At 62.7% G+C, this 23,520-nt stretch carries 22 protein-coding genes; 18 read left to right on the forward strand and 4 right to left on the reverse strand.

From position 1 onward, the window contains the following. Window positions 1-60 precede the first annotated feature (60 nt). The 10 genes from JQK88_RS10145 (at window position 61) to JQK88_RS10190 (ending at window position 9,021) form a co-directional block, all read left to right on the forward strand. Entirely contained in the window at window positions 61-384 is a 324-nt protein-coding gene (locus JQK88_RS10145) for an FtsB family cell division protein (protein ID WP_192254368.1), read from the forward strand. 196 nt (window positions 385-580) lie between these two features. After that, window positions 581-1,627 carry a pyruvate dehydrogenase (acetyl-transferring) E1 component subunit alpha gene (gene pdhA / locus JQK88_RS10150; RefSeq protein ID WP_203278215.1) on the forward strand — a complete coding sequence of 349 codons (1,047 nt, stop codon included), beginning with the start codon at window positions 581-583 and terminating at the stop codon, window positions 1,625-1,627. Window positions 1,628-1,642: 15 nt separating this feature from the next. Next, a complete protein-coding gene (locus JQK88_RS10155) occupies window positions 1,643-3,034 on the forward strand; it encodes a pyruvate dehydrogenase complex E1 component subunit beta (RefSeq protein WP_203278216.1) in 1,392 nt (463 codons plus the stop codon). An 18-nt stretch (window positions 3,035-3,052) separates the two neighbouring features. Then, window positions 3,053-4,426, forward strand: coding sequence for a pyruvate dehydrogenase complex dihydrolipoamide acetyltransferase (locus tag JQK88_RS10160; protein ID WP_192254187.1), 1,374 nt, complete (start codon window positions 3,053-3,055; stop codon window positions 4,424-4,426). Window positions 4,427-4,441: 15 nt separating this feature from the next. Continuing rightward, window positions 4,442-4,852, forward strand: a complete 411-nt coding sequence (locus tag JQK88_RS10165; protein ID WP_192254185.1) for a hypothetical protein — start codon at window positions 4,442-4,444, stop codon at window positions 4,850-4,852. After that, window positions 4,849-5,490, forward strand: coding sequence for an SGNH/GDSL hydrolase family protein (locus JQK88_RS10170; RefSeq protein ID WP_192254183.1), 642 nt, complete (start codon window positions 4,849-4,851; stop codon window positions 5,488-5,490). Before JQK88_RS10165 ends, JQK88_RS10170 begins: the two co-directional genes overlap by 4 nt. Window positions 5,491-5,515: 25 nt before the next feature. After that, window positions 5,516-6,964: a dihydrolipoyl dehydrogenase gene (gene lpdA / locus JQK88_RS10175; protein WP_181056889.1), complete on the forward strand. Its 1,449-nt coding sequence runs from the start codon at window positions 5,516-5,518 to the stop codon at window positions 6,962-6,964. Between the two features lie 102 nt (window positions 6,965-7,066). Next, a complete protein-coding gene (locus tag JQK88_RS10180; protein WP_192254179.1) occupies window positions 7,067-7,324 on the forward strand; it encodes a GlsB/YeaQ/YmgE family stress response membrane protein in 258 nt (85 codons plus the stop codon). A gap of 208 nt (window positions 7,325-7,532) precedes the next feature. Beyond that, window positions 7,533-8,498 (forward strand): lipoyl synthase, encoded by a 966-nt coding sequence (gene lipA / locus JQK88_RS10185; RefSeq protein ID WP_203278217.1) that lies wholly within the window; start codon window positions 7,533-7,535, stop codon window positions 8,496-8,498. A gap of 64 nt (window positions 8,499-8,562) precedes the next feature. Next, on the forward strand, window positions 8,563-9,021 hold the full coding sequence (locus JQK88_RS10190; protein WP_192254177.1) for a type II toxin-antitoxin system RatA family toxin: 459 nt from the start codon (window positions 8,563-8,565) through the stop codon (window positions 9,019-9,021). Here the strand turns inward: JQK88_RS10190 and JQK88_RS10195 are convergent. Together JQK88_RS10195 and JQK88_RS10200 are read right to left on the reverse strand one after the other, a co-directional pair. Continuing rightward, a complete protein-coding gene (locus JQK88_RS10195; protein ID WP_203278218.1) occupies window positions 8,997-9,506 on the reverse strand; it encodes a CinA family protein in 510 nt (169 codons plus the stop codon). The genes JQK88_RS10190 and JQK88_RS10195 overlap by 25 nt on opposite strands. Beyond that, on the reverse strand, window positions 9,503-10,726 hold the full coding sequence (locus tag JQK88_RS10200; RefSeq protein WP_203278219.1) for a bifunctional 2-C-methyl-D-erythritol 4-phosphate cytidylyltransferase/2-C-methyl-D-erythritol 2,4-cyclodiphosphate synthase: 1,224 nt from the start codon (window positions 10,724-10,726) through the stop codon (window positions 9,503-9,505). The genes JQK88_RS10195 and JQK88_RS10200 overlap by 4 nt, the downstream gene beginning before the upstream one ends. Before the next feature lie 140 nt (window positions 10,727-10,866). On the opposite strand from JQK88_RS10200, the gene dusB reads away from it, so the two are divergent. From dusB to hflX, 8 genes are all read left to right on the forward strand, one after another. After that, window positions 10,867-11,895 (forward strand): tRNA dihydrouridine synthase DusB, encoded by a 1,029-nt coding sequence (gene dusB, locus JQK88_RS10205; RefSeq protein ID WP_203278220.1) that lies wholly within the window; start codon window positions 10,867-10,869, stop codon window positions 11,893-11,895. Next, window positions 11,892-13,034, forward strand: coding sequence for a two-component system sensor histidine kinase NtrB (locus JQK88_RS10210; RefSeq protein ID WP_112561770.1), 1,143 nt, complete (start codon window positions 11,892-11,894; stop codon window positions 13,032-13,034). Before dusB ends, JQK88_RS10210 begins: the two co-directional genes overlap by 4 nt. Next, window positions 13,031-14,488: a nitrogen regulation protein NR(I) gene (gene ntrC / locus JQK88_RS10215; protein ID WP_112561769.1), complete on the forward strand. Its 1,458-nt coding sequence runs from the start codon at window positions 13,031-13,033 to the stop codon at window positions 14,486-14,488. The genes JQK88_RS10210 and ntrC overlap by 4 nt, the downstream gene beginning before the upstream one ends. Window positions 14,489-14,631: 143 nt before the next feature. Further along, on the forward strand, window positions 14,632-16,920 hold the full coding sequence (locus JQK88_RS10220; RefSeq protein ID WP_192254169.1) for a sensor histidine kinase NtrY-like: 2,289 nt from the start codon (window positions 14,632-14,634) through the stop codon (window positions 16,918-16,920). Further along, entirely contained in the window at window positions 16,910-18,271 is a 1,362-nt protein-coding gene (gene ntrX, locus JQK88_RS10225) for a nitrogen assimilation response regulator NtrX (protein ID WP_112561767.1), read from the forward strand. The genes JQK88_RS10220 and ntrX overlap by 11 nt, the downstream gene beginning before the upstream one ends. A 103-nt stretch (window positions 18,272-18,374) precedes the next feature. Next, a complete protein-coding gene (locus tag JQK88_RS10230; RefSeq protein WP_203278221.1) occupies window positions 18,375-19,235 on the forward strand; it encodes a D-amino-acid transaminase in 861 nt (286 codons plus the stop codon). A 145-nt stretch (window positions 19,236-19,380) separates the two neighbouring features. Then, window positions 19,381-19,626: an RNA chaperone Hfq gene (hfq, locus tag JQK88_RS10235; RefSeq protein ID WP_006202172.1), complete on the forward strand. Its 246-nt coding sequence runs from the start codon at window positions 19,381-19,383 to the stop codon at window positions 19,624-19,626. Next, a complete protein-coding gene (hflX, locus tag JQK88_RS10240) occupies window positions 19,627-21,018 on the forward strand; it encodes a GTPase HflX (RefSeq protein ID WP_192254165.1) in 1,392 nt (463 codons plus the stop codon). It begins immediately after the preceding gene. 6 nt (window positions 21,019-21,024) lie between these two features. Here the strand turns inward: hflX and mazG are convergent, their stop codons facing one another. Together mazG and JQK88_RS10250 are read right to left on the reverse strand one after the other, a co-directional pair. Beyond that, complete coding sequence (mazG, locus tag JQK88_RS10245; RefSeq protein WP_192254366.1) at window positions 21,025-21,849, reverse strand: nucleoside triphosphate pyrophosphohydrolase; 825 nt, start codon at window positions 21,847-21,849, stop codon at window positions 21,025-21,027. 150 nt (window positions 21,850-21,999) lie between these two features. Further along, window positions 22,000-23,487, reverse strand: coding sequence for a winged helix-turn-helix domain-containing tetratricopeptide repeat protein (locus tag JQK88_RS10250; RefSeq protein ID WP_192254163.1), 1,488 nt, complete (start codon window positions 23,485-23,487; stop codon window positions 22,000-22,002). Window positions 23,488-23,520: the final 33 nt, after the last annotated feature.

Raw genomic sequence — 23,520 nt, forward strand, 5'->3', positions numbered from 1 at the left:
CCGAAAAGTGGGAACCGGTTTTCGGAAAAGATCATGCTCCAACAAAGTTGGATTGCGACCATGTGGACACGCCAGCACAAGCAGAGAAACACCGGCCGGTTGATCATCCCGTCGCTTTGCGTGGCGTTCCTGGCGTATTTCGGCTTCCATGCCTATCATGGCGAGTTCGGCATCTATTCCAAATACCAGCTCGAAGCGCAGACCGTCGAATTGCAGGCCAAGTACGATGCCATCAAAGCGCGCCGGATCGATCTGGAGCGGCGCGTCCAGCTGATGCATGAGGGCACGCTCGAGAAGGATATGCTCGACGAGCAGGCGCGCCGGGCGCTCAATCTGTCCCAGGCGGATGAAATTACCATCATGCTGCCGGCTAACTCGAAATAACCTGAATTCAGTTAATCACTGTTATTTCCAATGATTTTAATCGCTTAGACGCATGACAGCCATGCATTTTTCAGCATGGCGAAACGCTTTCTCGCGTGTTAGCCTCTTTCAAATCGGTGGGGAGAGCTGATCTCCCTCGGAGCAGATTTTCGTGCTGCTCTCGTGTCCGCAAAGAGACGCCAACAGGGAGTGATGCATGGCCACCGCCGCCAAAAAAGCGCCTGCCAAATCCGTCAAATCGACATCCGCCAAATCCACGGGGCTTTCCGCCCCCAAACCAGCCGAATTCACCAAGGACGAGGAGCTTGCCGCCTACCGGCACATGCTGCTCATCCGCCGCTTCGAGGAAAAGGCCGGCCAGCTCTACGGCATGGGCTTCATCGGCGGCTTCTGTCACCTCTACATCGGCCAGGAAGCGGTCGTCACTGGCATGAAGATGGCGCTGATCGGCGGCGACCAGATGATCACCGCCTATCGCGACCACGGCCACATGCTGGCGATGGAGCTTTCGCCGCGCGGCGTCATGGCCGAACTGACCGGTCGCCGCGGCGGCCTGTCGAGGGGCAAGGGCGGCTCCATGCACATGTTCTCCAAGGAGAAGCATTTTTACGGCGGCCACGGCATTGTCGGCGCGCAGGTGTCGCTCGGCACGGGCCTCGCCTTCGCCAACCGCTACCGCGACAACAACAATGTCTCGCTGACCTATTTCGGCGACGGCGCGGCCAACCAGGGCCAGGTCTATGAAAGCTTCAACATGGCCTCGCTGTGGAAGCTGCCGGTGATCTACATCATCGAGAACAACCGCTACGCCATGGGCACTTCGGTGTCGCGCTCGTCGGCCGAAACCAATTTTTCGCATCGCGGCGCCTCGTTCAAGATCCCTGGCATCCAGGTCGACGGCATGGATGTGCGTGCGGTCAAATCCGCTGGCGATCAGGCGACCGAATGGTGCCGTGCCGGCAACGGGCCGATTATTTTGGAAATGCAGACCTATCGCTATCGCGGCCATTCGATGTCCGATCCGGCGAAATACCGCTCCAAGGAAGAAGTGCAGAAGATGCGCTCGGATCATGATCCGATCGAGCAGGTCAAGGCGCGGCTGACGGCCAAGAAGTGGGCAAGCGAGGACGAGCTCAAGAATATCGACAAGGAGGTCCGCGACATTGTCGCCGACGCCGCCGAATTCGCCCAGCACGACGCCGAGCCGGATCCGTCCGAGCTCTGGACCGACATCGTATTGTAACGGGAGGGCAAGGACATGCCGATCGAAATTCTCATGCCCGCTCTCTCGCCGACCATGGAAGAGGGCAATCTTTCCAAATGGTTGAAGAGCGAGGGTGACAAGGTTGTCGCCGGCGACGTGATCGCCGAGATCGAAACCGACAAGGCGACGATGGAAGTCGAGGCCGTCGATGAAGGCACGCTGGCCAAGATCGTGGTTCCGGCCGGCACCGAAGGCGTCAAGGTCAACGCGGTGATCGCCGTGCTTGCGGTCGACGGTGAAGATGTCGACACGGCCGGTGAAGGTATCGGCGAGGAGCCCCCCAAGGTTGAAGTAGCCGCGCCCGCGCCGGCGCCTGTCGCGGCCAAGAGCGAGGCCGCGGCACCTGTGGCGGCCGCGCCGAAAACGGAAGTCGCCGCCGATCCGGATATTCCCGCGGGCACCGAGATGGTCTCGACCACGGTGCGCGAAGCCTTGCGCGATGCCATGGCCGAAGAAATGCGCCGCGACGGTGATGTCTTCGTCATGGGCGAGGAAGTCGCCGAATACCAGGGCGCCTATAAGATCACGCAAGGCCTGCTGCAGGAATTCGGGCCGCGCCGCGTCGTCGACACGCCGATCACTGAGCATGGTTTCGCTGGCGTCGGCGTCGGTGCGGCAATGGCCGGCCTGAAGCCGATCGTCGAGTTCATGACCTTCAACTTCGCCATGCAGGCGATCGACCAGATCATCAACTCCGCCGCCAAGACGCTCTATATGTCGGGTGGCCAGATGGGCGCGCCGATTGTCTTCCGCGGACCGAACGGGGCCGCCGCCCGCGTCGGCGCCCAGCACTCGCAGTGCTACGCCGCCTGGTACAGCCATATCCCCGGCCTGAAAGTGGTGATGCCGTATACGGCGGCGGACGCCAAGGGCCTGCTCAAGGCGGCGATCCGCGATCCGAACCCGGTCATCTTCCTCGAAAACGAAATCCTCTACGGCCAGTCCTTCGACGTTCCGAAGCTGGACGATTTCGTGCTGCCGATCGGCAAGGCGCGCATCCACAAGCAGGGCAAGGACGTCACCATCGTCTCGTTCGGCATTGGCATGACCTACGCAATCAAGGCCGAGGCCGAACTGCGCGGGATGGGCATCGATGCCGAGATCATCGATCTTAGGTCCATCCGTCCGCTCGACCTCGACACCGTCATCGCCTCGGTGAAGAAGACCAATCGCCTGATCGTGGTGGAAGAAGGTTTCCCGCAAAGCTCGGTCGGCGACCACATCGCCAACCAGGTGTCGCAGCGCGCCTTCGATTTCCTCGACGCGCCGGTCATCACCATTGCCGGCAAGGACGTGCCGATGCCCTATGCGGCGAACCTCGAAAAGCTGGCCCTGCCCAATGTCGGCGAGGTCATCGAGGCGGTCAAAGCCGTCACGTATCGCTGAGCCGGTCGGGAGGACATCATGCCAATCAACATCACCATGCCGGCGCTCTCACCCACGATGGAAGAGGGCAATCTTTCCAAGTGGTTGGTCAAGGAAGGCGACAAGGTTTCGCCGGGTGACGTGATCGCCGAGATCGAGACCGACAAGGCGACGATGGAAGTCGAAGCGGTCGATGAGGGAACGGTTGCCAAGCTCGTCGTTCCCGCCGGTACCGAAGGCGTCAAGGTCAATGCGCTGATCGCCATTCTGGCTGGTGAAGGCGAGGATGCCGCGGCTGCGGCGAAGGGTGGCGGCGATGCCGCGCCCAAGGCTGAGGCTCCGAAAGCCGATGCGCCAAAGGCCGAAGTGCCGAAGCCGGCAACCGCTGCCGCGGCGCCTGCGCCGACGAAAGCAGAAGCCGCGCCAGTTGCTAACGGTCACGCCGCAGGCGAGCGTACCTTCGCCTCGCCGCTGGCTCGGCGCATCGCCAAGGATGCCGGCGTCGATGTGTCCGCCGTGACCGGCACCGGCCCGCATGGCCGCGTCGTCAAGGCCGATGTCGAGGCGGCGATTGCCGGTGGCGGCGCCAAGGCGGCACCTGCCGCGAAAGCAGCACCTGCCGGCGCTCCGGCGCCTGCCGCTCCTGGCGCCGCACCCAAGGCGATGTCGGACGAGCAGGTGCTGAAGCTGTTCGCGGAAGGCTCATACGAGCTCGTCCCGCACGACAATATGCGCAAGACCATCGCGCGCCGGCTGGTCGAGGCGAAGTCCACTATCCCGCATTTCTACCTGACGCTCGACTGCGAGCTCGATGCGCTGCTGGCGCTGCGCACGCAGTTGAATGCCGCCGCGCCGACGAAGAAGACCGACAAGGGCGAGGCGCCCGTCTACAAGCTGTCGGTCAACGACATGGTGATCAAGGCGATGGCGATGGCGCTGATGGCGGTGCCGGATGCGAACGCATCGTGGACCGATACCGCCATGGTCAAGCACAAGCATGCCGATGTCGGCGTTGCCGTGTCGATCCCCGGCGGCCTGATCACGCCGATTATCCGCCACGCCGACGAAAAGACGCTGTCCACCATCTCCAACGAGATGAAGGATCTGGCGAGCCGCGCCCGCAGCCGTAAGCTGAAACCTGAGGAATATCAGGGCGGCACCACGGCTGTCTCCAATCTCGGCATGTTCGGCATCAAGGACTTTGCCGCCGTCATCAACCCGCCGCATGCGACGATCCTGGCGGTGGGCGCCGGCGAGCAGCGCGCCGTGGTCAAGAATGGCGAGATCAAAGTCGCCAACGTCATGTCGGTAACGCTGTCGACCGATCACCGCGCCGTCGACGGTGCGCTCGGCGCCGAACTCCTGGTCGCCTTCAAGCGCATGATCGAAAACCCGATGGGCATGCTGGTCTAGGAAGGGAAAAGGGCGGTGCGGACATTCTTCACCAGCCTTTTTGCCCTGATCCTTTCCGGCCTGGCCGGCGGGCTGGTGGCGATGTGGCTCGCAATCGCCACCAATGCGGACTCGGAATACATCCTTGTCTTCATGCTGTCGGCGCTGGTCGCCATCGTCCTGACGGTCGTGTTCTTGATCGCCCAGTTCATGTCCGATCCGCAAAGGGCGGTAAATCTCACGGCGCTTGTTGCGGTGGCCTTCTTCGTGATCATCGGGATTGGCCTGATTGCCTGGACCTTCTCGCAGCCGCCGGGAAAAGCCCAGTGGTCAGGCGATTTTCGCTTTGGCGCCGGCCTGGTTTTGCCTGGCATCGCTACCGTGCTGGTGCAGTGGTTGTTCGTGAGATGGCGCGTGCGCGGGCTTAAGGCGGAGGTAAGTGCATGAAGACGATCCTCTGCTACGGCGATTCCCTGACCTGGGGCTATGATGCGGCGAGCCTCGGTCGCCATGCTCTGGAAGACCGCTGGCCGAGCGTGCTCAAGGCTGCGCTGGACGATGACGATATCGAGGTCATTGCCGAAGGCCTCAACGGCCGCACCACGGCCTTCGACGATCATCTGGCCGGCGCCGACCGCAACGGCGCAAGGCTGTTGCCGACGGTTCTGACGACGCATGCGCCGATCGACCTGATCGTCATCATGCTCGGCGCCAATGACATGAAGCCTTGGATCCACGGCAATCCGGTGGCGGCCAAGCAAGGCATGCAGCGCTTGATCGACATCGTGCGCGGCCATGACTATCCGTTCGACTGGGCAGCACCGCAGATCCTGCTCGTGGCACCGCCGGCGGTCAGCCGCACGGACAATGCCGAATTCAAGGAAATGTTTGCCGGCGGCGATGAGGCCTCGAAGCGGCTGGCGCCGCAATATTCCGCGCTTGCCGACGAGGCCGGCTGCGGCTTTTTCGATGCCGGAACCGTGGCCACGACCACGCCGCTCGACGGTGTCCATCTCGATGCGGAAAACACGCGCAATATAGGTGAGGCATTGGCGCCATTGGTGCGCGTGATGCTGGAACTCTAGACAAAGACAATCAGGGAGAAACCCCGTGGCAGAATCCTACGACGTCATCATCATCGGCTCCGGCCCCGGCGGCTATGTCACGGCTGTGCGTTCCGCCCAGCTCGGCTTCAAGACGGCGATCGTCGAGCGCGAGCATCTCGGCGGCATCTGCCTCAACTGGGGCTGCATCCCGACCAAGGCGCTGCTGCGCTCGGCCGAGATCATGCATTATTCGGATCATCTGAAGGACTACGGGCTGAAGCTCGAAGGCGGCAAGGTCAGCGCCGATACGGCAGCTGTCGTCGACCGCTCGCGCAAAGTGTCGCTGCGGCTGAATGGCGGCGTCGCCTTCCTGATGAAGAAGAACAAGGTCGACGTCATCTGGGGCGAGGCCAAGCTTTCGAAGCCGGGTGAGATCGTCGTCTCCAAGACGGCCAAGAAGCCGATGGAGCCGCAGCCGCCGGTGCCGAAGGGCGTCAAAGGCGAGGGCACCTACACCGCCAAGCACATCATCCTCGCCACCGGCGCCCGGCCGCGCGCGCTGCCCGGCATCGAGCCGGACGGCAAGCTGATCTGGACCTATTTCGAGGCCATGGTGCCGAAGGAAATGCCGAAGTCGCTGCTGGTGATGGGCTCCGGCGCCATCGGCATCGAGTTCGCCTCCTTCTATCGCACCATGGGCGCCGAGGTGACGGTGGTCGAGCTGTTGCCGGCGGTGATGCCGGTCGAGGATGCCGAGGTCTCGAAATTCGCGCAGAAGCAGTTCGAGAAGCAAGGCATGAAGATCATCCTCGAAGCCAAGGTGACCAAGGTCGAGAAGGGTGCCAACTCCGTCACCGCGCATGTTGAGATGAAGGACGGCAAGGTCGAGAAGATCACCGCCGACCGCATGATCTCGGCCGTCGGCGTGCAGGGCAATATCGAGAATCTCGGGCTCGAGACGCTCGGCGTGAAGACTGACCGCGGCTGTGTCGTCGTCGACGGTTACGGCAAGACCAATGTGCCCGGGATTTACGCCATCGGCGATGTCGCCGGACCGCCGATGCTTGCCCACAAGGCCGAGCATGAAGGCGTGGTCTGCATCGAAAAGATCGCAAACTTCCCTGGCGTGCATGCGACAGACAAGCTGAAGATCCCGGGCTGCACTTACTGCAACCCGCAGGTCGCCTCAGTCGGTCTGACCGAAGCCAAGGCCAAGGCCGAAGGCAAGGACATCCGCGTCGGCCGCTTCCAGTTCGGCGCCAACGGCAAGGCGATCGCGCTTGGCGAGGACCAGGGTTTCATCAAGACCATCTTCGACAAGAAGACTGGCCAGTTGCTCGGTGCGCATATGGTGGGTGCCGAAGTGACCGAACTGATCCAGGGTTTTGTCGTGGCGATGAACCTGGAAACGACGGAAGAAGAGCTGATGCACACCATCTTCCCGCATCCGACGCTGTCGGAGATGATGAAGGAAAGCGTGCTCGACGCCTATGGGCGCGCGCTCAACGCATGATAAATTGCTGCCGCGAGACTCAGACGCATGCGCCGGAGGAACCTTGCGGCAAGGCAGTTCGTTTCCGGATGCATTTTCACATGACACTGGAGGAGTTGGCATATGGACGTGAATGGCGTGGGCTGGGTTGCAGCCATCATCATCGGCGGCCTGGCCGGGTGGCTGGCCGAGATGGTGATGAAGAGCAACACCGGCATCTTGATGAACATCATTATGGGCATTGTCGGCGCGGTGGTGCTCAACGCCATTCTCAGGGCTCTCAACATCGAGCCCTTCGGCGTCGGCTGGCTCGCTTATCTGATCACCGGCTTCATCGGCGCATGCCTGCTGATCTTCGCCGGGCGGCTGATTCGCCGATAAAACGGCTCGCCGTTTTATCTCCTTGTTTTGACGCACTTCCGGACGGAAAACCGCTTCACACTTTTCCTGGAATTGCTCCGGAACCCCGCTATGCGAAAAAGGCTGTGGCGGCATGCGCCGCCGCGGCCTTTTTCTTTGCCCCGAAAAGTCTTAAGTGACGTTCTAAAGGCTGACGCCGACGGGCAGACGCCAACAAGTCAGGTTTGAGATGGTCACCGTTCTCGACACGATTGCCAACGCCCCGCGCCTGCGGCACCCCGAAAAAGCGCACAAGCCCGACCAGGATGTGCTGCGCAAACCCGACTGGATCCGCGTCAAGGCGCCGGTGTCCAAGGGCTATGCCGAGACGCGCGAAATCGTGAAGTCGCACAAGCTGGTCACGGTGTGCGAAGAGGCCGGCTGCCCCAATATCGGCGAGTGCTGGGAAAAGAAGCACGCCACCTTCATGATCATGGGCGAGATCTGCACGCGCGCCTGTGCCTTCTGCAATGTCGCCACCGGCATTCCGACCGCGCTCGATGCTGATGAGCCGGCGCGCGTCGCGCATGCCGTCAAGCAGATGGGGTTGACCCATGTCGTCATCACCTCGGTCGACCGCGACGATCTCGCCGATGGCGGCGCACAGCACTTCGCCGAGGTTATCCGCGCCATCCGCGCGGCAACACCCTTGACCACGATCGAAATCCTGACGCCCGATTTCCTGCGCAAGGAAGGCGCCCTAGAGATTGTGGTGGCGGCCAAGCCCGACGTCTTCAACCACAATCTCGAAACCGTGCCGTCGAACTATCTGACGGTGCGGCCGGGTGCGCGCTATTTCCACTCGATCCGGCTCTTGCAGCGGGTCAAGGAACTCGATCCCTCGATCTTCACCAAGTCCGGCATCATGGTTGGTCTCGGCGAGGAGCGAAACGAGATCCTGCAGCTGATGGACGATCTTCGCTCGGCCAATGTCGATTTCATGACCATCGGCCAGTATCTGCAGCCATCGAAGAAGCACCACCCGGTGATCCGCTTCGTCACGCCGGAGGAGTTCAACTCCTTCGCGACGATCGGCAAGACCAAGGGTTTCCTGCTGGTGGCGTCGAGCCCGCTGACGCGCTCCTCGCATCATGCCGGCGACGATTTCGCCAGGCTGCGGGCGGCGCGCGAGGCGCAGCTCAAAAAAGCCAGCTAATCCTGCTTTAAGTGATGCATGTCGTTTTCTCAAAACCGGGGCCACTTTTGAGCGACATGCATTAATGCCGAAATTCGAAGCCACTCGCCGCGTTGCCCACACGCCGGAGCAGATGTTTGCGCTGGTCGCCGATATCGAGACCTATCCTGAATTTCTGCCGCTGTGCGAAGCGCTGACGGTGCGCTCGCGCAAGGAGCGTGACGGCCGCACCATTCTCGTTGCCGATATGAGCATCGGCTACAAGGCGATACGCGAAACCTTTACGACGCAGGTGCTGCTGAGGCCGGACGAAAACACCATCGACGTCAAATACATCGATGGGCCGTTCAAATATCTGAGCAATATCTGGCGCTTCGATCCGGCTGACGGCGGCTGCGAAGTTCATTTCTTCATCGACTACGAGTTCAAGAGCCGCATTCTCGGCGCACTGATGGGCACCATGTTCGACCGCGCCTTCCGCATGTTTTCCGAGGCGTTCGAGAAACGCGCCGACGTCATCTACGGAACGACGCCCATCTCGTGAGTGTCGCCGAGCGCACGCAGGCCGATCTCCAGCGCATGCCTGACCGTCTCGCGGCGGATGAAGTCACGGCCATTGTCGGCAAACATATTGAGCTCTGCTGCCACCAGCCCACCCCTGAGCGCCACTCCGAACCAGACCAGGCCGACCGGTTTTTCCGGCGATCCGCCGCCCGGGCCGGCTATGCCCGTGACGGCAAGCGCCAGCCCGGCGCGCGAGCGCGCCAGCGCACCCGCAGTCATCTCCAGAACCGTTTCGCGCGAGACGGCGCCGTGCGCTTGAAGCGTGGCCGCCGAGACGCCGAGCATCTCCATCTTGGCTTCGTTGGAATAGGTGATGAGGCCGCGATCGACGACCGCCGACGAGCCGGCAATGTCGGTGAGGGCGGCGATGATCATGCCGCCAGTGCAGCTTTCGGCGGTCGCCAACATGATGCCGCGCTGCTGGCAGGCCTGGAGCAGGGCGTTGGCGAGATCGCTACTGCTCATGCCGGCACGTCCCCGGGGAAGACGACGCTGGCGGTGGCGATGGCGGCAATGCCTTCCTCGCGGCCGACAAAGCCGAGTTTTTCATTGGTCGTCGCCTTGATCGAGATGCGGTCGCTGGAAATGCCCAGCATCGCCGACAAGGCCTTGGTCATGGCGTCGCGATGCGGGCCGACGCGCGGCGCTTCGCAGATCAGCGTGATGTCGGCATTGGCGATGCGGCCGCCGCGCGCGCGCACCAGTTTCGCCGCATGTTCGACAAAGATGCGCGATGCCGCACCTTTCCATTGCGGGTCGGAGGGCGGGAAATGCGTGCCGATGTCGCCGGCGCCGCAGGTGGCAAGCAGCGCGTCGGTCAGCGCGTGCAGGCCGACATCAGCATCCGAATGTCCCGACAGCTTTTTGCCGTGCGGAATGGCGACGCCGCACAGAGTGACATGGTCGCCAGGCTCGAAGGCATGCACGTCATAGCCATTGCCGGTGCGGATGTCGGGAAAACGTTCGCCGGTAAGCCGCTGATCGGCCATCGCAATATCCCTTGCCCAGGTGAGTTTGACATTGTCCGGCGACCCCTGGACGATTTTGACCGGAATATGCGCCCATTCGGCGATCGCGGCATCGTCGGTGAAATCCGTCTTGCCGAGATGATGGGCCTTTTCGTGCGCCGCGAGCAGCGGCCAGAACGGAAAGCCTTGCGGCGTTTGTGCAGCATGAAGGCCCGCCCTCGGCACCGTCTCCTTGATCATGCCGGTGGCCGATTCGCGCTTCAGCGTATCGGCGACGGGCAGCGCCGGCAGCGCACCCTGGCGCTCGCCAATGGCCGCGATGGTACGGTCGATGAGAGCCGCATCGACAAACGGCCGCACCGCATCGTGCACAAGCACACGGCCGGGCGCGTGGCCCCTCAGTTCGAGCAGTCCCAGCCGAACCGAACTTTGGCGCGACTCGCCGCCGACTACGGCGATGACCCGCTCGCCATGCGCGCCGGCTGCCTTGTCGAAAAGCGCGCGGTCATCGGCATGGATGGCGACGACGATTGGGCCAATCTCAGGGTGCGCCAGGAATGTCTCCAGCGTGCGCGCAATAACGGCGCGGCCGCCGATGCGCTGATACTGTTTCGGCCCGTCGGCCTGTCCGGCGCGCGCACCGCGGCCGGCGGCGACGATGACCACGCCGACCTTGCCGTCGTCGCCCAGAGCCCGATTCTCACTTGTGTCTGTCATTGCGACTGGTGGTAGTGGGGGTAAAAGCCGAAGGCCAGCATTTTCCCAAATGCGCCGCAATGTGACGTCATTGCGCGTTGCACAATGCCTTTCTTATGGCTAGAGAATGTGCAGCAATCCGATATGCTTGGTTTTTGTGCATGCCTGAAGTAACAAAATTGGCTTTGCCGCTCGATGTCGGCGGCGTGACGATCCGCAACCGCGTGTTCCTTGCGCCGATGTCGGGAATAACGGACGAGCCGTTCCGGCAGCGCGCCTACGCGCATGGCGCAGGCCTGGTCGTGTCGGAAATGGTGGCGAGCGGCGAGCTTGCCAAGGGCAAGGCCGGCTGCGACCTGCGCATCCGTCATTCCGGGCTGCCTGTCCATATGGTTCAGCTTGCCGGCCGCGAAGCTGTGCACATGGCCGAGGGGGCGCGCATCGCTGCCGGCGAGGGCGCCGACATCATCGACATCAATATGGGCTGCCCGGCCAAGAAGGTGACCGGAGGCTATGCCGGTTCGGCGCTGATGCGCGATCTCGACCACGCGCTGTCGTTGATCGAGGCAGTGGTCGGCGCGGTGCAGGTGCCGGTCACGGTCAAGATGCGGCTCGGCTGGGACGAGAATGCGCTGAACGCGCCCGCTCTGGCGCGCCGTGCTGAGGAGGCCGGCGTCAAAATGGTGACGGTGCACGGCCGCACGCGCTGCCAGTTCTATCAGGGCAAGGCCGATTGGGGCGCCATCGCCCGAATCAAGGACGCCGTCTCAATTCCCGTCGTCGCCAATGGCGATGTCGGCTCGCCGGCGGAGGCTGCCCAAATCCTCGAACAGTCGGGCGCCGATGCGGTGATGATCGGCCGGGCGCATTACGGCGCGCCGTGGACGGCGGGCCGCATCGCGGCGACGGCTGCGGGCCAGGCGCCCTCCCGCGTGCCGGAAAGCCCGCAAGCCATGGCCGACTACATTGCCGCCCATTACGAGGACATGCTGACGCTTTACGGCGTTGAAAGCGGCCTGCGCCAGGCGCGCAAGCATCTCGGCTGGTATCTTGAACGCCACGCCGTCGGCGTCACTGACGACCGCCGCAAAGCCATCCTCACCTCGTTCGAGCCTGCCCGCGTCATTGCCCTGCTGCGTGAGGTGTTTTCCGGCGAAGGCGAAGCCGCGCCGCTGCGGAGTGCCGCATGAACGCGCCTGCTGCACCGGGCACCGAGATGGCGGATGCCGCCCATATCGTGCTCAATACCATCCGCCGACCGGTGATCATGGTCGATCCGGACGGGTTCATCACCTACGCCAATGCCGACGCGGAGGACTTCTTCCGCTCCAGCGCGACCATGCTGGCGCGCAACACGCTGTCCAAGCTCATCCCGTTCGGCAGCCCGCTGTTACAACTGGTCGACCAGGTGCGCGAACGCCGCGCGCCGGTCAATGAATACCGTGTCGACGTGTCGTCGCCACGTCTCGGCATCGAGAAGGTCGTCGATCTCTACGTTGCCCCGGTGCCGGAATTCCCGGGCTCGATCGTGGTGATGTTCCAGGAGCGCTCGATGGCCGACAAGATCGACCGGCAGATGACGCATCGGGGTGCTGCACGTTCGGTCACCGGCCTTGCCGCCATGCTGGCGCACGAGATCAAGAATCCGCTGTCGGGCATACGCGGTGCGGCGCAGCTGCTCGAACTGTCGGCTTCCGACGAGGATCGCGCGCTGACCCGGCTTATCACCGACGAGACCGACCGCATCGTGTCGCTGGTCGACCGCATGGAGGTGTTTTCCGACGAGCGGCCGATCGACCGCTACCCCGTCAACATCCATGTCGTGCTGGACCATGTGAAGGCGATCGCCAAGAACGGTTTTGCCAAAAGAATCAGGATATTGGAGGATTATGATCCGTCATTGCCTCCGGTTTTTGCCAACCGCGACCAGCTGATCCAGGTGTTTCTCAACCTGGTCAAGAACGCTGCCGAGGCCATCGGTGGCGACCCGCAAGGCGAGATCGTGCTGTCGACCGCGTTCAGGCCCGGCATCCGCGTTTCCGTCCCGGGCACGCAGGACCGTGTGTCGCTGCCGCTGGAATTCTGCGTGCGCGACAATGGGTCGGGTGTTTCAGAAGACATCCTGCCGATCCTGTTCGACCCGTTCATCACCACCAAGCCGAACGGCTCGGGGCTCGGCCTGGCACTGGTGGCGAAAATCGTCGGCGAGCATGGCGGCATCATCGAATGCGATTCGACGCCGCGCGGCACCACCTTCCGCATCCTGATGCCGGCCTGGAAAGAAGCACCGAACGACACTGCAGATGAAGGCGAAGGAGACCGCAAATGACGGTTCGCGGCAATATTCTCGTCGCCGACGACGATGCGGCCATTCGCACCGTGCTCAACCAGGCGCTGTCGCGCGTCGGCCATGAGGTGCGCGTCACCTCCAACGCCTCGACGTTATGGCGCTGGGTGGCGGCGGGCGAGGGCGATCTGGTCATCACCGACGTGGTCATGCCTGATGAAAACGCCTTCGACATGCTGCCGCGCATCAAGAAGGCGCGACCGGAACTCCCGGTCATCGTGATGAGCGCGCAGAACACCTTCATGACCGCGATTCGCGCTTCCGAAACAGGAGCTTACGAGTACCTGCCGAAGCCGTTCGACCTGACCGAGCTGCTCAGCATCGTCAACCGGGCGCTGTCCGAGCCGCGGCGGCCGAAAATCGATACGCGGCCGGACGAACAGCCTGACGCCATGCCGCTGGTCGGCCGCTCGGCCGCCATGCAGGACATCTACCGCATGCTGGCGCGTATGATGCAGACCGATTTGACGGTCATGATCTCGGGCGAGTCCGGCACCGGCAAGGAACTTGTGGCGCGCGCGCTGCATGAATACGGCCGTCGCCGCGGCGGTCCGTTCGTCGCCATCAACATGGCGGCGATCCCGCGCGATTTGATCGAATCGGAACTGTTCGGTCACGAGAAGGGCGCCTTCACCGGCGCGCAGAACCGCTCGACCGGCCGTTTCGAGCAGGCCGAGGGCGGCACGCTGTTCCTCGACGAGATCGGCGACATGCCGATGGAGGCGCAGACGCGCCTGCTGCGCGTGCTGCAGCAGGGCGAATACACCACGGTCGGCGGGCGTACGCCGATCAAGACGGACGTGCGCATCGTCGCCGCCACCAACAAGGATCTGCGCACGCTGATCAACCAGGGGCTTTTCCGCGAGGATCTGTTCTATCGCCTGAACGTCGTGCCGCTGCGGCTGCCGGGCTTGCGTGAGAGGTCGGAAGACATTCCCGATCTGGTGCGGCATTTCTTCAAGATCGGCGCCAGCGAAGGCTTGCAGACCAAGCGCATTTCGACCGGCGGCATCGAATTGATGAAGCGCTATCCCTGGCCGGGCAATGTGCGCGAATTGGAAAACCTGGTGCGCCGGCTTGCCGCGCTCTACTCGCAGGACGAAATATCCGCCGAGATCATCGAAGCCGAGCTGAAGACAGGCGAAAGGCCGGTCGTTCCCGGCGGCGGCAACCTGATCCCGGACGATCTGTCCATCGGCCAGGCGGTGGAGCACTTCCTGCAGCGCTATTTTGCCTCTTTCGCCGGCGAATTGCCGCCGGCCGGCCTCTATCAGCGCATCCTGTCCGAGGTCGAATATCCGTTGGTGCTGGCTTCCATGACAGCAACGCGCGGCAACCAGATCAAGGCGGCCGAATTGCTGGGTTTGAACCGCAACACGCTGCGCAAGAAGATTCGCGAACTCGGGGTCAACGTCTACAAATCGTCGAGATCGTGAGCGCGTACCGGTCGAAGTGACGCGTGGTCATCCCCTTTTCAGGGGATCGGCGGCCGAAAGTTTCCCTCGCGGCCACACTTGTTGCATAATCGCCACAATGCGTTGCATACATCCGACGCAATCACTGGCTCTTAGACGGCGACATGGCTTCGCAGGCTCTTACATCAAACGAACCGCTTTTCAGCAGACCCGGCGGAAGGGATGGACGCCGGTTGCTCGCGCTGCCCGGCGTTGTCGCAATCGCCGGTGCGCTGGTTACGGCGGCAATCTCATTTGCGATCCTCGTCGGCGCGACGCCGATCACGCCGGACGCAGCCACGACGCTGACGCTGATTGCGGTCAACGCCGTGTTCGTGCTTGCGCTGATCGCCCTGGTCGGCCGCGAGGTGCATCGCATCGTCATGGCGCGCCGGCACGGCAAGGCGGCATCGCGGCTGCATGTGCGCATCGTGGCGATGTTTGCGCTGGTTGCCGCCATCCCCGCCATCATGGTGGCCATCATTGCCTCGATCACGCTCGATATTGGCCTCGACCGCTGGTTCGAGATCCGCACCAAGACGATCGTCAACTCGTCGCTGTCGATCGCCGATGCCTATGTCCAGGAAAATGCTCGCAATCTTCAGGGCACGACGCTGTCGATGGCCTACGATCTCGACGCGTCACGCACGCTTTACGGCCTCGATCGAACCGGCTTTCTCGACCTGATGAACAAGGAAGCCGTGGGCAGGACTCTGGCGCACGCGGCGCTGATCAAGCCGGATGGCTCCTTCGTCATGAGCGCCAAGACCGACACGAATTTCGCCATGCCGGAGCCGCCGGAAGGGGCCGTGGCAAGTGCGGCCGACGGCAAGCCGGTGCTGATCGAGCCGAAGACGCGCAACATCATGGGCGCCATCGTCAAATTGCGGGAGATCGAAGGCCTCTACCTTTACACCATTCGCCTCGTCGATCCCGAGGTGATCAAGGCGCGGCAGATCGTCCAGTCCAACACCGCGGAATATCGTGGCCTGGAAGCGAACAGGCGGACCTCGCAGGTGGCGTTCGCGCTGCCCTATCTGTCGCTGACGCTGATCATCATCCTGTCGGCCATCTGGACCGGGATAGCGGTGGCTGACCGCCTGGTGCGGCCCATCCGCCAGCTCATCGGCGCCGCGGACGAGGTTGCCACCGGCAATCTCGACGTCGCCGTGCCAGTGCGGCCTTCCGACGGTGACGTCGCCTCGCTTGGCGATACGTTCAACAAGATGCTGCTGGAGCTGAAATCGCAGCGCAACGAGATTCTGTCGGCCAAGGATTTGATCGACGAACGGCGGCGTTTCTCGGAAGCGGTGCTGGCCGGCGTCACCGCCGGCGTCATCGGCGTCGATCCCTACGGCATCGTCACCATCGTCAACAAGTCGGCCGAGACGATGCTGGCCATATCGGCGACGGCAGCGCTCGGGCAGAACCTGTCGGCCGTGCTGCCGCATGTCGGCCGCGTCTTCGAGATCGGCCGCAAATCCGGCAAGCCGGTCTATCGCGAGCAGGTCACCTTCTACCGCGCCGGCGCCGAGCGGACTTTCAACGTGCAGATTACCATCGAGGCCGGCGACAACGGCTCGGAGGAGAAATCCTATGTCGTGACGGTCGACGACATCACCGATCTGGTCCAGGCGCAGCGCTCCTCGGCCTGGGCGGACGTGGCACGGCGCATTGCGCATGAAATCAAGAACCCGCTGACGCCAATCCAGCTTTCGGCCGAGCGCATCAAACGCCGTTTCGGCAAGGTCATCACCGAGGACCGCGAGATTTTCGATCAGTGCACCGACACCATCATCCGCCAGGTCGAGGACATCGGCCGCATGGTCGACGAATTCTCAGCTTTCGCCCGCATGCCGAAGCCCGAGATGAAGGCCATCGATCTGCGCGAATCATTGCGCGAGGCGTCGTTCCTGGTCGAGGTCAGCCGTGCAGACATCGCTTTCGAACGCGTCTTCGGCAACGAGCCGCTGAAGGGCACTTTCGACAGCCGGCTGATGGCGCAAGCTTTCGGCAACGTCATCAAGAACGCCGCCGAAGCGATTGACGGACTGGAACAAAAGGACGGTTCGCACGGCATAATCCGGATTCAAGCTGCCCGGCAGAATGGCGCGATCAGAATCGACGTCATCGATAATGGCAAAGGCCTGCCGCGCGAGAATCGTCAAAGGCTGCTCGAGCCCTATATGACGACGCGCGAGAAGGGCACCGGGCTCGGCCTCGCCATCGTCAAGAAGATCGTCGAGGACCATGGCGGGCGGCTCGAACTGCACGATGCGCCTGCGGACTTCCACGGTGGACGCGGCGCGATGATCTCGATCATCCTGCCACCCGCTGCCGCAACCGCGCCGCCACGCGGTCAAGGCGAAACGGAACACGAAAGAGAAACTGAAAAGGTCGGTAATGGCGTCTGATATTCTCATCGTCGATGACGAGGAAGACATCCGTGAACTCGTCGCGGGCATACTGAGCGACGAGGGGCATGAAACCCGCACGGCATTCGATGCCGACAGTGCGCTGGCGGCAATCGCCGACCGGGCGCCGCGGCTGATTTTCCTCGACATCTGGCTGCAGGGCTCGCGCCTGGACGGGCTGGCGCTGCTCGACGAGATCAAGACGATGCATCCGAGCCTGCCGGTGGTGATGATTTCAGGCCATGGCAATATCGAGACAGCAGTGTCGGCCATCCGCCGCGGCGCCTATGATTTCATCGAGAAGCCATTCAAGGCCGACCGGCTGATCCTGATTGCCGAGCGGGCGCTGGAAACCTCGAAATTGCGGCGCGAGGTCTCAGACCTCAAGCAGCGCAGCGGCGAGACCTTCGACCTGATCGGCATGTCGTCGGCGATGAGCCAGCTGCGCCAGACAATCGAACGCGTCGCGCCGACCAACAGCCGCGTCATGATTATCGGTCCGTCCGGTTCGGGCAAGGAACTGGCCGCGCGCGCCATCCATACGCTGTCGGCGCGCAAGGGCGCGCCGTTCGTGACACTGAGCGCCGCCAACATCACGCCCGAGCGCATGGAGATCGAGCTGTTCGGCACCGAATCCAACGGCACCGAGCGCAAGGTCGGCGCGCTGGAGGAGGCGCACCGCGGCATCCTCTACATCGATGAAGTCGCCGACATGCCGCGCGAGACGCAAAACAAGATCCTGCGCGTGCTGGTCGAGCAGCAGTTCGAGCGGGTCGGCGGCACCAAGCGGGTCAAGGTCGACGTCCGCATCATCTCCTCGACCTCGCAGAACCTCGAAGCGATGATCGCCGACGGTCGCTTCCGCGAAGACCTCTATCACCGCCTGGCGGTGGTTCCGGTCATGGTGCCGGGCCTGGCCGAGCGGCGCGAGGACATCCCCTATCTCGTCGACAATTTCATGAAGCAGATCGCGCGTCAGGCCGGCATCAAGCCGCGCCGCATCGGCGACGACGCGCTTGCCGTGCTGCAGGCGCACAACTGGCCGGGCAATGTCCGCCAGCTGCGCAACAATGTCGAACGGCTGATGATCCTGGCGCGTGGCGACGATGTCGATTCACCGATCACCGCCGACCTGTTGCCATCCGAGATCGGCGATGTCATGCCGCGTACGCCGAACCAGTCCGACCAGCACATCATGGCGCTGCCGCTGCGCGAAGCCCGCGAACAGTTCGAGAAGGACTATCTGATCGCCCAGATCAACCGGTTCGGCGGCAACATCTCGAAGACGGCGGAATTCATCGGCATGGAGCGCTCCGCGCTGCACCGCAAGCTGAAGTCGCTGGGGGTCTGATCCCCATTGTTGTTGGGCCAGCACGCTGTGGCCTATGCAATTGCCGGTTACGGCAGCGGCGGAATCGCCTAAAAATGCCGGGACTTTTCTGAGGGATCACTGAATGCCGCGCATTGCCTATGTGAACGGGCGCTATGTCGCCCATGCCGACGCTGCCGTGCATATCGAGGATCGCGGCTACCAATTCGCCGACGGCGTCTACGAGGTCTGCGAGGTGGCTCAAGGCTTTATCGTCGACATGCCGCGCCATCTTGCACGGCTGAACCGCTCGCTCAGCGAACTGTCGATCGACTGGCCGGTCACCAAGGGCGTGCTGCCGCTTCTCTTGCGCGAAGTCGTGCGGCGCAATCAGGTCGTCAACGGCCTGGTCTATGTCCAGGTGACGCGCGGCGTCGCCAGCCGCGACTTCGTTTTCCCGGCCGATACACTGTCGTCGCTGGTCATTACGGCCAGAAAGGCCGACCCGGCGGCGGCCGCAAAGCGGGCCGAGACCGGCATCAAGGTCATCACCGTGCCGGAAAACCGCTGGGACCGGGTCGATATCAAGAGCACCGGTCTGCTGCCCAATGTGCTGGCCAAGCAGAAGGCCAAGGAGGCCGGCGCGCAGGAGGCTTGGTTTGTCGATACAGAAGGTAACGTCAAGGAAGGCGGCTCGTCGAATGCCTGGATCGTGACCCGGGACGGCGTTCTGGTGACCCGGCCGGCCGAGCACGGCATCCTGCGCGGCATCACCCGCACCACCATGTTCGAGGTGGCGGCCAAGCTTGGTTTGAAGATCGAGGAGCGCGGGTTTTCGGTCGCCGAGGCCAAGGCGGCGCGCGAGGCTTTCATCAGTTCGGCAACGACAATAGCCATGCCGGTGGTGGCAATCGACGGCGCCGCGGTCGCCAATGGCCACCCCGGCTCAATAACACTTTCATTGCGGCAGGCCTTTTTTGACATTGCGGAAAAAAGTCCAGCCTGATAACCGCACAGATGGACTGCACATCAATATATCTCGTTCTGGTTGTCGTTACTGACGGCAAGGGGGTGTTTGCAAGCTTGACACGTGCCCGCTAATTTGGCGCATTGGCCTGCAAACCGAAGGGGATCGGCGAAAGACAAGAACAATGGCGGAACGATCGCAAAACCTTCAGGACCTGTTCCTGAATTCTGTTCGCAAGAGCAAAAATCCACTCACCATCTTTCTCATCAACGGCGTCAAGCTGACCGGCGTGGTCACTTCCTTCGACAATTTCTGTGTTCTGCTGCGCCGCGACGGCCACTCCCAGCTCGTCTACAAGCATGCCATTTCCACGATCATGCCGAGCCAGCCGGTTCAGATGTTCGATGGCGAGGAAAGCCAGGGCGCCTGATTGGCACGTGAGAAAGACGCGGACCGCAGCGTCCGCGGGAAACCAGCGCATCACCTCGGGACGGAAGCCAATGGTCCGACCCGGGCGGTTGTCATTGTGCCGGTGCTTACCCGGCATCAGCGCAACGATGACGAAACAAATCGTCCGCGCCTGACGCGTTCGGCGGACGCCCGCCATGACGAGGCGGTTGGCCTTGCGCGCGCCATCAACCTTGATCTGATCCACACGGCGGTGGTGACCGTCAACGATCCACGCCCTGCAACCTTGCTCGGCAGCGGCAAGGTCGCGGAGTTCGCCGAGATCGTCAAAGAGGGTCACGCGGAGGTAGTCATCGTCGACCATCCGCTGACGCCGGTGCAGCAGCGCAATCTCGAGAAGGAATTCAACGCCAAGGTGCTGGACCGCACCGGGTTGATCCTAGAGATTTTTGGCGAGCGCGCGCGAACCAAGGAAGGCACGCTGCAGGTGGAGCTTGCCCATCTCAACTACCAGAAGGGCCGCCTGGTGCGGAGCTGGACCCACCTTGAACGCCAGCGCGGCGGCGCCGGCTTCCTCGGCGGCCCCGGCGAAACCCAGATAGAGTCCGACCGGCGGCAGCTGCAGGAAAAGATCATCAAGCTCAAGCACGAGCTGGAGACGGTGCGCCGCACTCGCGACCTGCACCGCGCCAAGCGCAAGAAGGTGCCGTTCCCGGTTGTGGCTATCGTCGGCTACACCAATGCCGGCAAGTCGACGCTGTTCAACCGGCTGACCGGGGCGGACGTTCTGGCCGAAGACATGCTGTTTGCCACGCTCGACCCGACGCTGCGCCGCGTGCGGCTGCCGCACGGCACGCCGATCATCCTGTCGGACACGGTCGGCTTCATTTCCGACCTGCCGACGCATCTGGTCGCCGCCTTCCGCGCCACGCTGGAAGAGGTGGTCGAGGCCGACCTGGTTATCCATCTGCGCGATATCTCGGACCCCGACACCGCCGCGCAAGCTGAGGACGTCGAGCGCATCCTGGCCGATCTCGGCGTCGACGCCGGCGATACCAAGCGCGTCGTCGAGGTGTGGAACAAGGTCGACCTGCTCGACGACGGCAACCGGGGGCGCCTGCTTGCCGATGGCGCCGACAGCAACAAGGCGCCGCCGATCGCCATCTCGGCCATCACCGGTGAGGGCATCGATGCGCTGAAGGCACTGATCGAGACCAGGATGTCGGGCGAGCTGGAAGCGCTGACGGTGACGGTCGAGCCGGCGCAGTTCGGCCTCGTCGACTGGCTCTACCGCAATGGCGACATCGTTTCGCGCATCGACAATGAGGATGGCAGCGCGACCATCGCGCTCAAGGCCACGCACAGCGCCCGGCAAGAGATCGAAAGCCGATTGCACCGCAAAAACAAGCAATAAGCGGGTTTATTTCGCGCCCTTGGCCTGCTGCCAGAGCGCTTCCATTTCGTCCAGCGTGGCGTTTGCGAGCGTGCTTCCCGAAGCCTCCAGCGCGCGTTCGACATAGTGAAAGCGCGAGCGGAACTTTTCATTGGTGCCGCTGAGCGCTGCTTCCGAATCGAGTTTGAGGTGACGTCCCAGATTGACGACGGCAAACAGCATGTCGCCGAACTCGTCCTTGATCTCGGCCGTTTCCCCCTTGGCCAGCGCCTCGCGCAATTCGCCGATCTCTTCCTCGATCTTGTCCAATATGGGTGCCGCCTCGCTCCAGTCGAAGCCGACACGGGCTGCCTTTTCCTGCAGTTTCAAGGCGCGCGTCAAGGCGGGCAGGGCCACCGGCACGCTGTCCAGAAAGCCCTTGCCGTTGTCTTCGGGGTCAAGGCCGCGGGCGAGCCGGGCGCTTCGCTTTTCAGCCTTCTCCTCAGCCTTGATCTTTTCCCACATGCCCTTGGCCATGCCGGCGCTGCGCGCCTCCTCGTCGCCGAAGACATGCGGATGGCGGCGGATCATCTTGGTGGTGATGGCCTCAACCACGTCGCCGAAGGCGAAGTCGCCCGTCTCCTGCGCCATCTGCGCGTGGTAGACGACCTGCAGCAGGAGATCGCCGAGTTCATCGCGCAGATCGTCGAGGTCGCCGCGCGCAATGGCGTCGGCGACTTCGTAGGCCTCCTCGATCGTATAGGGCGCGATGGTCGAGAAATCCTGCTCGATGTCCCAGGGACAGCCGGTCTTCGGCGCCCGGAGCGCGGCCATGATCTCGATCAGCCGGGAAATTTCGCGCGAAGGTTTCATCAGGCGGATGCTATCGTGCATGCGGCTCGCCGGCCAATGCCGTCGGCCGGCGAGGGGAGATTGTCCACAGGTGGCGGCGCGGAACCAGCCACGCCGCGAAGGTCGGCTGACCAGAACGTGGACTTCTCGCCGCCGGGGGCGTAATGAAGCTTATCCTTCGTTATCAACGCGCTGCAGGATGGCGCGATAACGGCTGCACACGGAGGCATCCCTGTAGTAATCCACTTCCGCGTCAACGATCTCGTCAAGGGGTAGTCCGGGATAGTGCGCCTTGACTTTTGCCAGGGTGTCTTGCGCTTGCTTGATTTCGCCGAGTTCGAAATGGCAGACGACAAGACGAACGAGCGACCAACGCGGTACAGCAGCCATTTTCGCGTAGCAGGCAGTTGCCTCGCTGTATCGTCCAGCCGTGGTCAGTATGATGCCGCGAAAGTCGTCATACCATCCCACAGCGTATGGGTCGCGGCGCTGGGCTTCGGTTATTTCAACAAGCGCCTCATCCGGCCTGTCCGTGTAGTTGAGAAAAAGCGCACGGATACTCAGAATGAACGGGTCGTTCGGATTGAGGGCAACCGCACGGTCAAGACTGATTTCAGCCTGCCTGTATTGGCGCAAATACAAGAGAGCAAAGCCGGTGGCGAGATGGCCGTACGCCTCGTCGGGGTCGAGCTGCAACGCGGTTTTTGCCATCTCCAGTGCGGGATGCAGGTAATCTGGATCGTAGTAGACCCAGAAGAACTTGAGGATATCGACAACGCCGAGCATGGCGTGGGCAGCAGCAAACCGCGGGTCGAGCTTTACCGCCTGGCGCAGAAACGGTTCCGCTTCGTGCGCGGCGTCATAGACGGCCGCCAGTTGCAGGGCTCGCAAGTAGAACTCATACGCCGACATGTTGTCCGTCGGCCGCGCCCTGGCGCGCGATGCAATCGCGGTTCTGGCCTGCCGGGCCAGGCGGGCTGCAATCATCTGGGTGATCTCGTCCTGGATGGCGAAAATGTCATCGAGTTCGCGGTCGTAGTGCTCGCCCCAGATGTGAGCTGTTGAAGATGCGTCGATCAGCTGCACGGTGACCCGCACCCGGTTGCCGATCTTCCGCACGCTGCCTTCGACGACGTACTGGACGCCAAGTTTCTTCGCCACCTCGGCCAAATCATTCGCCTTGCCGCGGAACTGGAAGGAAGAGTTCCGCGCAATGACCAGAAACTCCCTGAACTTGCCAAGCTGGGTGATGATGTCTTCGGTTATCCCGTCACTGAAATAGTCCTGTTCCTGGTCACCGCTCATGTTGTCGAAGGGAAGAACGGCGATGGACGCTCTGGACGGCGCCACAGCCTCTGCCGTAACCGCGAGGGGCTTGGGGCCAGCGTATTTATAGCCGCGACCATGGACGGTTACGATCATTTCGGCGGGCAGCAGTTTTCGCAGCGCCGAGATATGGACCTGCAGCGTGTTCTCCTCCACCACCACGCCGGGCCAGACTGAATCGAAGAGTTCGGTCTTGCCGATCACCTCGTCCGGCCTCTCCAGCAATGTCGCGAGGATGTCGAAGGATCGCGCCGAAAGCACCATCGGCCCATTGGGTCCAAACAGCAGCCGTTCGGCGCGTTTCAGGTGATAGTTCCCGAACTCCAAGTCCATTTGCCAAGAACCCGTCACTCGAGGGCGAGGATA

Origin of the sequence: Mesorhizobium caraganae (assembly GCF_016836705.1) — a bacterium.
GTDB classification, from domain to species: Bacteria; Pseudomonadota; Alphaproteobacteria; order Rhizobiales; family Rhizobiaceae; genus Mesorhizobium; species Mesorhizobium caraganae.